The following is a 13,208-nucleotide window of genomic DNA, read 5'->3' as shown; positions in this document are numbered from 1 at the left end:
GGCCGCGATGCGCGCCCTCGCTCTGGTGCTTTCGCTTTTCGCGACCTCCGCCGCGGCGGTGGAATGCCGCGACGCGGAGTGGCTCGGGCGGGGTTATACGGTCTGCGCGGTCGATGCGGTGCAGGACGAGCTGCGGCTTTTCCTGACCGATGACGGCGGCGTGCCCTATGGAACCTTCGCCGCCGTGGACGCCGGGCTGGCCCAGCAGGGCAAACAGCTGGTCTTTGCCATGAATGCCGGAATGTATCACGAAGACCGCAGCCCCGTCGGGCACTACCGCGAATCGGGGCGTGAGGTGCGGGGCGTCATAGCCAATGCCGGGCCCGGCAATTTCGGCATGCTGCCCAATGGCGTGTTCTGCTTCGGCCCCGGGCGGGTCGAGGTGATCGAGACCACGGCATACCAGGGTCGCGACGAGGCCGATTGCCCCAATGCCACACAATCGGGGCCGATGCTGGTGATCGACGGTGAACTGCACCCGCGTTTCCTGTCGGACAGCACATCGCGCTACATCCGCAACGGCGTCGGCGTGAATGCCGAGGGGACCAAGGCCTGGTTCGTGATGTCCGAGCTGCCGGTGACATTCCACGAATTCGCCTCGGTTTTCCGCGACATGCTCGGGGCGCCGCAGGCGCTGTATTTCGATGGCAATGTGTCGCGGCTCTTCTCGCCGCAGATCGGTCGGAACGATCTCGGCCTGCGCATGGGGCCGATCGTGGGTGTCGTGGCGGACCGGCCGGCGGATTGACCCGCCCGCCCGGCCGGGGTAGGTCCGCGGCCCTGACGACGAGGAGCGAGATGGCGCGCAAACGCAAAGGCCGGGACGTTTCGGGGTGGCTCGTGGTGGACAAGCCCGCGGGCATGACTTCGAACGCCGTGGTGAACAAGGTGAAATGGGCTTTCGAGGCACGGAAGGCCGGTCATGCCGGAACGCTGGATCCGGAGGCCACCGGTGTGCTGGCCGTCGCGCTCGGCGAGGCGACCAAGACGGTGCCTTTCGTGACCGACGCGCTCAAGGCCTATGTCTTCACCGTCCGGCTGGGGCAGGCCACCAACACCGACGATGCCGAGGGCGAGGTGATCGCCGAGAGCGATGCGCGTCCGACCGACGACGAGATAAAGGCGGCCCTGTCGCCTTTCGTGGGCGAGATCATGCAGGTCCCGCCCAAATTCTCGGCCGTGAAGATCGACGGTCAGCGGGCCTACAAGCTGGCGCGGGACGGCGAGGATGTCGAACTGGACGCGCGGCCCTTGTGGGTCGAGAGCCTGATCCTCGTCGACCGTCCCGATCCGGATCACGTCGTGCTGGAACTCGTCTGCGGCAAGGGCGGGTACGTCCGGTCGATCGCGCGGGACCTGGGGGCGGCGCTCGGCTGCCACGGGCATGTCGTCCGGCTGCGTCGCGTCTGGTCGGGACCGTTCCTCGCGGAAGAGGGCGTCGAGATGGACCGTATCGAGGCGCTGGCCCGGTCCGAGGAGATCGACACGCTTCTGCTCCCGGTGGAGATCGCGCTCGACTGCATGCCCGAAGTACGCGCCACCGACGAGAGCGTGACACGTCTGCGCAACGGAAATCCGGGTCTGGTGATCGCGCATGACGTCGAATACGGCGAGGAATGCTGGGCCAGCCACGGGGGCAAGCCGGTCGCCGTCGGCCACTACCGGGCCGGTGAGCTGCATCCCAACCGGGTTTTCCTGATCCCGTGATCGAACGGACGTTCCAGAAGGGCGATGCCGCGTCGGCGGCGGTCTACTCGGAGTGCGAGCTCTACCGATATGCTCTGACGCGGGTCTGGGAACCCTCCGGGCGCCGCGTGCTCTTCATCATGCTGAACCCTTCGGTCGCGACGGAGATTCAAAACGATCCCACGGTGGAACGGTGCGAGCGTCGCGCGCGGGTGCTCGGCTATGGCGGCTTTCGCGTCGTCAACATCTTCGCCTTTCGGGCGACCGACCCCAAGGTGCTGAAGCGCGCGCCTGCACCGATCGGGCCGGAGAACGACCGGACGATCTGCGACGGCGTCGCCTGGGCGGAAGATGTCATCGCGGGCTGGGGCGCGCACGGGGCGCATCTGGGGCGCGGCGCCGCGGTCGCGGCGATGCTCGGCCGGCTCGGGTGCCAGGCCATGCACCTCGGGCTGAGCAAGCAGGGGCATCCCCGCCATCCGCTGTATATCGCCTATACCCGCCAGCCCGAGATCTGGGTAGATCATGCCCTTGCTCCGCAGGACGCATGAACCGTTTGTTTGCAAAGCCTTAACCACAACACACGGTAGGCTTTGACCCGACTCGGAGCGGCGCCTATCGCTGGCACAGCTTTGAGGGCGACACGATGCTGATGCTTGCGGGAATGATGGGTCTGGTGTTGGTCGGGGCGACGGCTTTTATCGGTTTCGTCGATGATGAGGTTGCGGAAACCCGGGTCGATTCCCCCGAGCCCGACGAGAGACCGGAACTTTCCGCCCATGCGCTGCTGGAACTGATCGAGGGCGAGATCGTCGCGGGCACCGGACAGCCGGAGACCCTCTCCGGAACAGCTCACGATGACCAGATGAACGGCTATTCGGGCGACGACAGCCTGGCTGGCGGTGGTGGGAGCGACGTCGTGCTAGGTGCGGGCGGCGCGGATGTCCTCGACGGTGCGGGCGGGGACGATACGCTGCACGGCGGGGAGGGGCGGGACACGCTCTACGGCAGCAGCGGCGATGACGCGCTATTCGGTCACATGGGGCGGGACCTGCTGGACGGCGGCGGCGGGCGGGATGTCGCCCACGGCGGGGCCGGAGGGGACCGCCTGGCCGGCGGCGCCGCGGCAGATGCCCTCCACGGCGGGCTGGGGGGAGACGTGATCGATGGCGGCTCCGGAGACGACATGCTGTTCGGCGGATCGGGCGACGACTGGATCAACGGCGTCGCGGCGACACACGCGGCGGCAACGGATGCCGATTTCCTGAACGGCGGTCCGGGCGAGGATACCCTCATCGGCAATGCGAAGGATACGCTCACGCTCGGGGCCGGGGCGGACAGTGCCGTCCTGGGGCATTGGATCGGGACGGGTGATGAGGCGGCGGAGCTGATCGACTTCCTGGCAGGCGAGGACCAGCTGATCCTCATTCGTCCGGAAGGCGCCGCCTCGGATTACGACGTCCAGATCGATTCGAATGCAGCGGCGACCCGGGTTCTGCTGGACGGCGTCGCGGTCGCGGCTCTGCCCCCGGGCACGGAGATCGGACCGGGCGATATCGCCGTGATGCAGGAAAATGCGGCCGCTGAACTCCTGCAGCCAGGTCGAGAGGGCGGGGCAGGCACGCCATGATGCCAGAAAGGACTTTATTTTCCGGGAGAATTGGCCTAGATCGCCGGAATGCCATCGGTCTGCCGGTGGCATTTTGTTTCGGACCTTGCTGGACGACATCCCGGCTCGTGCCCGCCACCCCTGATGAAGGAGACCCCGATGTCGATTACCGTGGAAGAAAAATCCCGCCTGATGAAGGAATATGCGACCAAGGACGGCGACACCGGTTCGCCCGAGGTTCAGGTCGCGATCCTGACGTCGCGCATCGCCACGCTCACCGAGCATTTCAAGACCCACACCAAGGACAACCACGGCCGCCGCGGCCTGCTGAAGATGGTGGCGCAGCGCCGCAAGCTGCTGGACTATCTCAAGGGCAAGGACGAAGGGCGCTATCGTGACTTGATCAAGCGCCTCGGCATCCGCCGCTGAGGGACTGGTGGGGGTGAAACCCCACACTTCGCAAAAAGCGCCCGTTCCGGATGGAGCGGGCGTTCTGCTATGCCGGTACGTCAGGATTGACCACGGCGATCAAGTGGCCGCATTCTTGCCGCAGGAGGAGCGACATGATCCCGGCCCTGCGCATCGTCATCCACATGGGCGGCCTGCACCGCCTGTTTCCGTTCTGGCTGGCAGGCCTTTTCGCCCTCGCGACCTGGTTCAGTCCCGTCCTGCTGGTGGCCTTGGTCTATGGCGTCGTGCTGCAATGGATCAACGAGTACCTCATCCACAGGTTCATCTATCACCGTGAGCCGCCGTCGGATCAGAGTCCGTTCAACCGCCTCTACCGCAGCCATATCGGCCATCACGAATTTCCGCAGGACGAGGAATTTTTCACCGGCGACGACCACTGGTTTCCGTTGAAGGTCGCCGCGGGATCCTTTGTCCTGCATCTGCTGGCGCTGTGGCCCCTGCTCGGTCTCGCTTCGGCGGCCCTGCTGTCCTGGGTGGCGATCTTCGTTGGATCGGCCTCGGCTTTCGCGTTCTACGAATACTGTCACACGCTCGCCCATCTGAACGTGCCGAAGGGTCGGTTCGGCAAGCGACTGACCCGCAGCCACATGGCGCACCACTATCAGGATCACGAGGCCACCTATCACGTGACCTTCGGCATGGGATGGATCGACCGGCTGTTCGGAACGGCTCATGATCCGGCCAGGGCGCGCGCCAGGTATGACCGCCGCACGATGATGAGCATCGGCATGGACCCGGAGGACCTGCGGCTGGTGACGGCGCGCAAGGCCTATGGTATCAACAGATCGCCCCGGCACATGTCCTGATCGCTGGCGCATCAGGATAGCGCACCAGCGCGTCCCTCCGGCCGCTGGCGGCGCGCAAACCAGAGCTTTCCAATCGGTTGCAATTCCTGTATGGCCCCGCCATCTGAGACGTAACGCTCCGGCCCCCGGCGTTGTGCGAAGGATAGGGGGCGGTGGCAATGGGGCCGCCATGCAAACGGGAGACCCGGCAGGGGCCGGGAGTGCTCCCTCACAGGATACGATGATGTTCAACGTAACGAAGAAATCGATGGAGTGGGGCGATGAAACCCTCACTCTGGAAACGGGCAAGGTTGCCCGTCAGGCGGACGGTTCCGTGATCGCGACTCTGGGCGAGACCAGCGTGATGGCGAACGTGACCTTCGCCAAGGAACCGAAGCCGGGTCAGGACTTTTTCCCGCTCACGGTTCACTACCAGGAGAAATACTATGCCGCGGGCAAGGTGCCCGGCGGCTTCTTCAAGCGCGAGGCCCGGCCGACCGAGAAGGAAACGCTGACCGCGCGCCTGATCGACCGTCCGATCCGTCCGCTGTTCGTGCCCGGCTTCAAGAACGAAGTTCTGGTGATGTGCACCGTGCTGAGCCACGACCTGGTCAACGACCCGGACATCGTGGCGATGATCGCGGCCTCGGCCGCGCTGACGATCTCGGGCGCGCCCTTCATGGGGCCGATCGCCGGCTGCCGCGTCGGCTATGTCGACGGCGACTATGTGCTCAACCCCGATGTCGAGGACATGAACGGGCTGCGCAACAATCCCGAGCAGCGGCTCGACCTTGTCGTCGCGGGCACGAAAGACGCCGTGATGATGGTGGAATCGGAAGCCTACGAGCTGACCGAGGACGAGATGCTGGGCGCCGTGACCTTCGCGCACGAGCAGATCCAGCCTGTGATCGACCTGATCATCTCGCTCGCGGAAGAGGCGGCGAAAGAGCCGTTCGACTTCACTCCGCCGGACTACTCGGCCCTGTATGACGTGGTGAAGGCCGCCGGCGAAGCGCAGATGCGCGACGCCTATGCGATCACCGACAAGCAGGAGCGCGTCGCCGCCGTCGCGGCCGCGAAAGAGGCCATCAAGGCCGGGCTGAGCGAAGAGCAACTCGAGGACCCGAACCTCGGCTCTGCGCTGAAAAAGCTGGAATCGACAGTCCTGCGCGGGACGGTGGTCAAGGACGGCAAGCGGATCGACGGCCGTGCGCTGGATCAGGTCCGGCAGATCGAGGTCGAGACCGGCCTGCTGCCGCGGACCCATGGCTCGGCGCTCTTCACCCGTGGCGAGACGCAGGGCCTGGTCGTGACCACCCTCGGCACCGGAGATGACGAACAGATCATCGACGCGTTGCACGGGAACTTCCGCTCGAACTTCCTGCTGCACTACAACTTCCCGCCGTATTCTGTCGGTGAAGCCGGGCGCGTCGGCCCTCCGGGTCGTCGCGAGATCGGCCACGGCAAGCTCGCATGGCGCGCCCTTCAGGCCGTTCTGCCCGCCGCGACCGACTTCCCCTACACGATCCGGGTCGTCTCGGAGATAACCGAGTCGAACGGCTCCTCCTCGATGGCCTCCGTCTGCGGCGGGTCGCTGTCGATGATGGATGCCGGTGTGCCGCTCAAGGCCGCGGTGGCCGGTGTGGCCATGGGTCTGGTTCTGGAAGACGATGGCGAATTCGCGATCCTGACCGACATTCTCGGCGACGAGGATCACCTCGGCGACATGGACTTCAAGGTCGCCGGGACCGAGAACGGCATCACCTCGCTCCAGATGGATATCAAGGTTGCGGGCATCACGCCCGAGATCATGAAGAAGGCCCTCGCCCAGGCGAAGGACGGCCGGATGCATATCCTTGGCGAGATGAACAAGGCGCAGGCGGGCACGGGCGAGTTCTCGATCCACGCCCCGCGGATCGAGACGATGCAGATCCCGACCGACAAGATCCGCGAAGTGATCGGGTCGGGCGGCAAGGTGATCCGCGAGATCGTCGAGGTTTCCGGCGCCAAGGTCGACATCAACGACGAGGGCATCATCAAGATCGCCAGCCCGAACGGGGATGCCATCCAGAAGGCCTATGACATGATCCACTCGATCGTGGCCGAGCCGGAAGAGGGGCAGATCTACAAGGGCAAGGTCGTGAAGATCGTCGACTTCGGCGCCTTCGTGAACTTCTTCGGCAAGCGGGACGGGCTTGTGCACGTCTCGCAGATCGAGAACCGTCGCCTGAACCACCCGTCCGATGTTCTGAAGGAGGGCCAGGAGGTCTTCGTCAAGCTTCTGGGCTTCGATGACCGCGGCAAGGTCCGCCTGGCCATGAAGATGGTTGACCAGGAGACCGGTGAGGAAATCACCAAGGAAAAGGCCGAAGCCGAGGAGTGATCCTTGCAGACAAAAAGAAAGCGCCCCGGTTCGTCCGGGGCGTTTTTTCGTTTGGCGGCGGCACTTGTCGCCAACAACCGCTTCTGCAATATCAGCCCGGAAATTGGTGGCGCGCCGGGTGATCAGAATCTCCCGCAACGGCAACGAAGGATTGTCGCGCGGTCGCGAATTGATCGGACCAAGTGGCGTTCCTGTGAATGGCAGAAAATCAGATGTCAAAACCGGTGTTCTACGACCTCACCGAGATTCTTTACCTGTCCGGCAGTTCACCGTTCTATTACGGCATCGCCCGTGTCGTGGCCGAAGCCGCGCGCGAGATCTTCCTGCTGGATCGCGGCGTGCGTTTCGTCGCCTATTCCCAGGCCCATGACACGTTCATGGAGATATTCCCCGGCCGCGACGAAACGGGCGATGTCGATCTGAACGTCCCGAACGCCCGGCTGCTCAAGTTCGTTCGGGCGACTGGGGGTAAGCCGCGGGCCATCCGGCACGTCCAGCCGCTTCTGCTGCCTCCGTTCCTGGCCTATCAACGGCTGCGCTGGTTCCGGACGGGTGTCGATATTCGCCCCGTTGACATGTCCGGGGGCATCTTTCTCTCCTGCGCGCGCCCCAAGCTGATGATCCACGCGGTGGATTCGATACGGGCGAAGCACCCGGGTTGCGAGGTTCACGCGCTCTTGCACGACATGATCCCGCTGTATGTCGAAAAGCACGACAGGGACACGCGTTTTGCGTCGTCATTCAGGATCGACAACAATTACCTGATCGAACGAGCGGACCACATCATTACCAATTCCCAGTTTACCGCGGACGACATCATGTCGTTCGTGGAACAAGGATTACTGATTCAGCCCCGGAAGATGACCGCTGTGCGGTTGCCTCACGAATGTCGCGCGGGGACAGATCAGCCGGTCATCTCCCTGCCAGAGCGGCCCTATGTCCTGATGGTGGGCACCTCGCTCGGCCGCAAGAACCTCGATGTCGTTCTGGACGCGATGTGTCTGGTGCTGGAGCGGGGCAAGACCCCGCCGCTTCTCGTTCTCGCCGGGCGCAAGCGGAAGCGCACGCTGGAATTGCTCGAGACGCCGCGCATGGCGGAGGTGGCAAAGCATGTCCTTCATGTGGATCGCCCCAACCAGACCGATCTCGAGCGGCTGTATCGCGAGGCTCTGGCGCTTGTCCTGCCCAGCGAGATCGAGGGCTGGGGCCTTCCCGCGGCCGAAGCCCTGTGGAACGGGATCCCGCCGTTCTGCTCGGACATCCCGGTCTTGCGCGAAGTCTGTGGCGACTTGGGCGTCTATTTCGACCTGCGCGATGCCGAGGCGCTGAGCGGCCACCTCGTCAGGCTGAAGGAAGAGCCCGGGTGGCGCGCCGGGTTGGTCGATCGGATCGAGGCGAATTCCGGGTCTCTCAGGACCTGGAACCAGTTCGCGACCGAGCTGCTGGATCGTGCCGTCGCGCCCTGAGGCACCTCACGTCCCGCGACGGCGGAACACGCCCGTGGCCTGTGCCGCCTCATTGCCCAGTTCGTCGCGAATCCGGGCCTCGGCAAAATAGGTCCTGGCGCCACCGCCCGTGACCGTGCCCTCGGCGATGATCGTTCGGCCCTTGAGAGGGCCGAGATAGTTCACGTTGAGGTTGAGGGTCATGGCGAGTTTCCGGTCGTCGGGATCGCCGGTGTAGCAGCCCGCGTAGCCCATAACGGTATCCGACATGACCGCGTGCACGCCGCCGTGCGGGATGCCGTAGCGGTTGAGGAGGAAATCCTCCATCGGCAGATCGAACCGGGCATAGCCCTCGCGCCAGGCGGTGAGGCGGAACCCGAGATGGCGCTGGAAGGGGTAGGGGTCTTCCACCAGAAGCGGATCGAGCTGCTGATCATCCATCTGCCGTCACACCTTCCTGGCCGCGTTCAGACCGGCCTCGGCGAAATGGGGCACGGACTCGCCCATCTTGCGGGCTCGCTCCGGGTTCGAGGCGTTGCCGTCCAGCGCCCGCTTGTAGACGCCCTGGATGATTGCGGCCATCCGGAAAAAGGCGAAGGCGAGGTAAAAGCCGAAGCGGTCGATTCCGTCTATTCCGGCCCGCTTGCAATAGCTCTCGACGAATTCCTCGTCGGTCATCAGCCCTTCGGCCTTGCGATCGGTTCCGGCCAGGCCGCGGCCGTCGACGCCGCCGGGCATCGACCATTGCATGATCACGGCGGCCACGTCGGCGTAGGGATGGCCGGTGGTCGAAAGTTCCCAGTCCAGAACGGCGGCGACGCGGGGGCTGTTCTTTTCGAACAGCATGTTGTCGATGCGATAGTCGCCATGGGCGAGGGTGCGCAGGCCGTCATCCTCGGGAATGTTGTCGTTGAGCCATTGGATCAGCTCGTCCATGGCCGGGATCGTATCGGTCTCGGAGGCGCGGTACTGCTTGGTCCAGCGGCCGATCTGACGTTCATAGTAGTTGCCGGCCGGGCCGTAGTCGTCGAGGCCGGTCGCCACGAGATCGACGCCGTGGATCGCCGCCAGGACGCGCGACATCTCGTCATGGATGGCCCACCTGTCCTCTTTCGGCAGTTCCGGGAGGGAGGGCAGGTTGAAATGGCGGCCATCGACCTCGTCCATGACGTAGAACATCGAACCGATGACATCCTCGTCCTCGCAGAGGACATGGACCTTGGCGACCGGCACGTCCGTGTCGTAGAGCGCCTTCTGCACGCGGAACTCGCGATCCACCGCATGAGCCGATTTCAGCAGAACCCCGGGCGGCTTGCGGCGCAGGACATAGCGGTGTTTCGGCGTGACCAGCCGGAACGTCGGGTTCGACTGTCCGACGTCGAACTTCTCGGCCTCGATGGGGCCTTCGAAGCCGGGCAGGTTCTCGGTCAGCCATTTCTCGACCGCGGGCAAGTCCAGTTTGGTGGGGTCCTGTTTGGTCATCTCGGGCCTCATGCGTAGGTCAGCAGGCGGTCGGCATTGGCCGCCGTGATGTGCGGGGTTTCGTTGAACCCATGGAAATAGGTGTTTCGGGGCGTGAAGACGAAGCGCGTGATCGCCGTGTTCTTCATCTGCAGCTGCATCTTGGTCTGGTGGACGCCGGGCGTTTCCAGAAGGGCCGAAACCGCCTGGCTGATGGCGCCGCCGGAGGAGACGGCGAAGACGGTCTCGACCCCCTCGCGCATGACCGCCCTGCAGGCGGTGTCGACGCGGCCGGTGAAGTCCGACCACATCTCTGGCGGGCCGGCAATTTCGTCGCGCTGCCATTCGGCGACCGTCGAGCGCAGGGTGCGAAAGTGGCTCTTGTGATCGGTCATCAGACCCTCCGGCGCGCCCCCGGCGGCATATTTCGCCTTCAGCAAGCCGCCGAAATCGTATTCGTCGAAGCCCTGGTGTTCCTCGGGTTCAAGCTCGAGACCCATGCCGCGCAGGATCCCGGTCAGGGTCTCCTTCTGCCGGCGCAGGGTGCCGTGTGCGACAAGGTCGGGACGGATGCCTTCCTGCGCGAACCAGCGGCCGAGCGCACCGGATTGCTCATGTCCGATTTCGGACAGGACATCGTAGTCGTCGGCGCCAAAGGACGCCTGACCGTGACGGATCAGGTAGAGTGTCGGCATTTCGCCCCGTTCGGTTGGGCCCCGGCGCGCAGGCCGGGGCACCGTTGCTCTTACAGGACTTCGAAGAGGCCAGCCGCGCCCATGCCGCCGCCGACGCACATGGTGCAGACCACGTATTTGGCACCGCGGCGCTTGCCCTCGATCAGGGCGTGGCCGACCATGCGGGCGCCCGACATGCCGTAGGGGTGGCCGATCGAGATCGCGCCGCCGTTGACGTTCAGGATCTCGTCCGGAATTCCAAGGACGCGGGCCGAGTGCAGGACCTGGCAGGCGAAGGCCTCGTTCAGTTCCCACAGGCCGATGTCTTCCATCTTGAGGCCGTGCGCTTCCAGCAGCTTGGGCACCGCGTAGATCGGGCCGATGCCCATCTCGTCGGGGTCGAGGCCGGCGGCCATGACACCGATGTAGCGGCCCAGCGGCTGAAGGCCGCGCTTCTCGGCCTCCTTGGCCTCCATGACGACCGAAGCCGAAGCCCCGTCGGACAGCTGCGAGGCGTTGCCGGCCGTGATGTTCTGCCCTTCCTTGACCTTCTGGCCGTCCTTGAAGACCGGCTGCAGGCCCTGCAGGTTCTCGAGCGTGGTGGAGGGGCGGTTGCCCTCGTCCTTCTCGAGCGTGACCTCCTTGTAGGAGACCTCCTTGGTTTCCTTGTCCATGACGGCCATGGTCGAGGTCAGCGGCACGATCTCGTCATCGAACTTGCCGGCCTGCTGTGCGGCGGCGGTTCGCTGCTGCGACCGCAGGGCGTACTCGTCCTGATCCTCGCGCGAGACGTTGTAGCGGTCGGCCACGATCTCGGCGGTTTCCAGCATCGACATGTAGATCGCCGGCATGTTCTCGACCAGCCAGGGGTCGGTCCGGCGGTCCGTCCGCATGTTCTGGTTCTGAACGAGCGAGATCGATTCGACTCCGCCGCCGATGGCGACCTGCATGCCGTCATGCACGACCTGCTTGGCGGCCGTGGCGATGGCCATCATGCCCGAGGCACACTGACGGTCGAGCGACATGCCCGCGACCGATGTGGGCAGACCCGCCCGCATCGCGGCCTGACGGCCGATGTTGCCGCCGGTGGCGCCCTGCTGCAGGGCCGCGCCGATCACGCAATCCTGAATTTCGCCGCCCTCGAGGCCGGCGCGGGACACGGCGTTGCTGATGGCGTGGCCGATAAGCTCCTGCGCCTGTGTGTTGTTGAACGCACCGCGAAAGGCCTTGCCGATCGGGGTCCGGGCCGTTGAGACGATAACTGCGTCACGCATTGGGGGTCCTCCCTCTGGGTATTACGATTTCGGTAGTTCGATGCCGCGCTTTTCGGCGGCCATCTGGGCATATTTTCGGGTCTGCGCGAAGGCGCCGGGCATGATCCGCTGGTTTCCTTCGTCCCGGATCGCGTCCATTTTCGAGGCGATCGTGTCGGGGTCGAGTTCGTCGTCGCCGAAGGCCAGGCCCTCGGTTTCGTAGATGCGGCATTCGGCGAAACAGCCGCCCCCCGCGCCCATGATCATACGATTGGGGCTGTCCTCGTGCACGAGGGTCAGCAGGCCGGGGGTGATTGTCTCGGGCTTGAGCAGGTCGAGCACCTGCTCCGGCAGCAGGCCCTCGGTCATCCGGGTCGCCGCCGTGGGAGCGAGGATATTGGCCTTGATGTTGTATTTCTGGCCTTCCTGCACCAGCACGTTCATCAGGCCGACCATGGCCGCCTTGGCCGCGCCGTAGTTGGACTGGCCGAAGTTGCCGTAGAGGCCGGAGGCCGAGGTCGTATAGACGATCCGGCCGTACTCGTTCTCGCGGAAGTGGTCCCAGAGCGCCTTGGTCGGCACGACCGAACCCATCAGGTGGACGTCCACGACCTTGGAAAAGTCGTCCAGCCCCATCTTGGCGAATGTCTTGTCGCGCAGGATGCCGGCGTTGCAGACGAGGATGTCGACCTTGCCCCACCTGGCGATGGCCTGATCGACCATGTCCTTGACCTGAGCGGCATCCGTGACGTTCGCGCCATGGGCCATGGCCTCTCCGCCCATGGCTTCGATCTCCTTCACCACCGCGTCGGCCTGCGCGGTCGATGAACCGGTGCCGTCCGTCGCCACGCCGAGGTCGTTCACGACGACCTTCGCGCCCCGGGCCGCCAGCCCGAGGGCATGGGACCGGCCCAGACCGACGCCCGCGCCGGTCACGATGGCCACCCGGCCGTCAAAACGTATGCTCATGGTTCAACCTCCGAAATATCTGCGGCCCAGCCACTCGGCGACGAGTGCGGGCTTTTCCTTGCCTTCGATCTCGACCGTCACGGTCGTGGTCGTCTGGACCTCGCCGGGCCGGATCTCTTCGAACTTGTCCAGAACGAACCGCCCCCTGATCTTCGATCCGACGGGCACGGGCGAAACGAAACGCAGCTTGTTGAAGCCGTAGTTGACGCCCATGGTGACGCCCTCCATCGCTGGCATCTGGTATACCATCGCCGACAGCATCGAAAGGGTGAGGAACCCGTGGGCGATGGTCGTGCCGAAGGGCGTCTCCTTCGCCTTCTCGGGATCGACGTGGATGTACTGCCAGTCCTCGGTGCAGTCGGCGAAGGTGTCGATCCGGTCCTGCGTGATCTCGAACCAGTCGGAGACACCGATCTCCTGGCCGGTCAGGGCTTCGAATTCTTCCCGGGTGACGGTCTTGCTCATGTGGGGT

The 13,208-nt window shown here is 64.8% G+C and carries 14 protein-coding genes; 8 read left to right on the top strand and 6 right to left on the bottom strand.

Annotated features, from left to right (window positions below):
• Positions 1-7: 7 nt before the first annotated feature.
• The 8 genes from OB2597_RS15060 to OB2597_RS15025 all read left to right on the top strand — a co-directional run bounded on the left by OB2597_RS15060 (position 8) and on the right by OB2597_RS15025 (position 8,400).
• On the top strand, positions 8-748 hold the full coding sequence (locus OB2597_RS15060) for a phosphodiester glycosidase family protein (protein ID WP_009806457.1): 741 nt from the start codon (positions 8-10) through the stop codon (positions 746-748).
• Between the two features lie 50 nt (positions 749-798).
• Positions 799-1,707 carry a tRNA pseudouridine(55) synthase TruB gene (gene truB, locus OB2597_RS15055; protein WP_009806456.1) on the top strand — a complete coding sequence of 303 codons (909 nt, stop codon included), beginning with the start codon at positions 799-801 and terminating at the stop codon, positions 1,705-1,707.
• Positions 1,704-2,237, top strand: coding sequence for a DUF1643 domain-containing protein (locus tag OB2597_RS15050; RefSeq protein ID WP_009806455.1), 534 nt, complete (start codon positions 1,704-1,706; stop codon positions 2,235-2,237). Before truB ends, OB2597_RS15050 begins: the two co-directional genes overlap by 4 nt.
• Before the next feature lie 95 nt (positions 2,238-2,332).
• Positions 2,333-3,316, top strand: a complete 984-nt coding sequence (locus OB2597_RS22200; protein ID WP_009806454.1) for a calcium-binding protein — start codon at positions 2,333-2,335, stop codon at positions 3,314-3,316.
• Positions 3,317-3,454: 138 nt separating this feature from the next.
• Positions 3,455-3,724, top strand: a complete 270-nt coding sequence (rpsO, locus tag OB2597_RS15040; RefSeq protein WP_009806453.1) for a 30S ribosomal protein S15 — start codon at positions 3,455-3,457, stop codon at positions 3,722-3,724.
• Positions 3,725-3,858: 134 nt separating this feature from the next.
• Positions 3,859-4,572, top strand: a complete 714-nt coding sequence (locus tag OB2597_RS15035; RefSeq protein WP_009806452.1) for a sterol desaturase family protein — start codon at positions 3,859-3,861, stop codon at positions 4,570-4,572.
• A 223-nt stretch (positions 4,573-4,795) separates the two neighbouring features.
• Positions 4,796-6,934: a polyribonucleotide nucleotidyltransferase gene (gene pnp, locus OB2597_RS15030; protein ID WP_009806451.1), complete on the top strand. Its 2,139-nt coding sequence runs from the start codon at positions 4,796-4,798 to the stop codon at positions 6,932-6,934.
• Positions 6,935-7,146: 212 nt separating this feature from the next.
• Positions 7,147-8,400, top strand: coding sequence for a glycosyltransferase family 4 protein (locus tag OB2597_RS15025; protein WP_009806450.1), 1,254 nt, complete (start codon positions 7,147-7,149; stop codon positions 8,398-8,400).
• 6 nt (positions 8,401-8,406) lie between these two features.
• On the opposite strand, the gene OB2597_RS15020 is transcribed toward OB2597_RS15025, so the two are convergent.
• The 6 genes from OB2597_RS15020 to OB2597_RS14995 are packed head-to-tail and all read right to left on the bottom strand — an operon-like array spanning position 8,407 to position 13,201.
• Positions 8,407-8,820 (bottom strand): PaaI family thioesterase, encoded by a 414-nt coding sequence (locus OB2597_RS15020; RefSeq protein WP_009806449.1) that lies wholly within the window; start codon positions 8,818-8,820, stop codon positions 8,407-8,409.
• A 6-nt stretch (positions 8,821-8,826) separates the two neighbouring features.
• On the bottom strand, positions 8,827-9,861 hold the full coding sequence (locus tag OB2597_RS15015; RefSeq protein WP_009806448.1) for a phosphotransferase family protein: 1,035 nt from the start codon (positions 9,859-9,861) through the stop codon (positions 8,827-8,829).
• 8 nt (positions 9,862-9,869) lie between these two features.
• The gene (locus OB2597_RS15010; protein WP_009806447.1) at positions 9,870-10,535 is read right to left on the bottom strand and encodes a histidine phosphatase family protein; all 666 of its coding nucleotides are present in this window, start codon (positions 10,533-10,535) and stop codon (positions 9,870-9,872) included.
• A 50-nt stretch (positions 10,536-10,585) separates the two neighbouring features.
• The gene (locus OB2597_RS15005) at positions 10,586-11,788 is read right to left on the bottom strand and encodes an acetyl-CoA C-acyltransferase (RefSeq protein WP_009806446.1); all 1,203 of its coding nucleotides are present in this window, start codon (positions 11,786-11,788) and stop codon (positions 10,586-10,588) included.
• A 21-nt stretch (positions 11,789-11,809) separates the two neighbouring features.
• On the bottom strand, positions 11,810-12,736 hold the full coding sequence (locus tag OB2597_RS15000) for an SDR family NAD(P)-dependent oxidoreductase (RefSeq protein ID WP_009806445.1): 927 nt from the start codon (positions 12,734-12,736) through the stop codon (positions 11,810-11,812).
• Between the two features lie 3 nt (positions 12,737-12,739).
• Positions 12,740-13,201 (bottom strand): MaoC family dehydratase, encoded by a 462-nt coding sequence (locus OB2597_RS14995; protein ID WP_009806444.1) that lies wholly within the window; start codon positions 13,199-13,201, stop codon positions 12,740-12,742.
• Positions 13,202-13,208: the final 7 nt, after the last annotated feature.

The organism is Pseudooceanicola batsensis HTCC2597 (genome assembly GCF_000152725.1).
In the GTDB taxonomy this organism is placed as follows: domain Bacteria; phylum Pseudomonadota; class Alphaproteobacteria; order Rhodobacterales; family Rhodobacteraceae; genus Pseudooceanicola; species Pseudooceanicola batsensis.
The sequence above is the reverse complement of the archived record's forward strand: the minus strand, read 5'-3'. Positions and strand labels throughout refer to the sequence as shown.